This window comes from Cupriavidus sp. SIMBA_020 (assembly GCF_046535395.1).
Taxonomy (GTDB): Bacteria; Pseudomonadota; Gammaproteobacteria; order Burkholderiales; family Burkholderiaceae; genus Cupriavidus; species Cupriavidus campinensis.
This window is the reverse complement of the sequence record NZ_JAWRWU010001714.1, coordinates 1-234: the sequence shown is the minus strand read 5'-3', so window position 1 is coordinate 234 and position 234 is coordinate 1. Positions and strand designations below refer to the sequence as shown.

1 protein-coding gene is annotated in these 234 nt (G+C 64.1%); it reads right to left on the bottom strand.

What is annotated here, in order from left to right; translation table 11 throughout:
* Positions 1-234 (bottom strand): autotransporter-associated beta strand repeat-containing protein (locus SB751_RS35465; protein ID WP_410749671.1); only part of this gene is annotated, 234 nt, incomplete at both ends.

The window sequence follows — 234 nt, the reverse complement described above, 5'->3', positions numbered from 1 at the left end:
ACGATGGCGCCTCCCACCGACCCGCTCACCCTTCCGTCGCCAAGCTGCAGAACGCCTGCATTGATGACGGTGTTACCGGTATACGTGTTATCGCCGGACAGGATCAGGGTGCCGGCGCCATTCTTTTGAACCCCCACGCCGCCCCCCTTGATCACGCCCGCGTACTGCGACGCATCGCTGCGGTCAAACACCATGCTGCCCAGGCCCGCGAAAGTGACATCGCTGGCCAGGGAG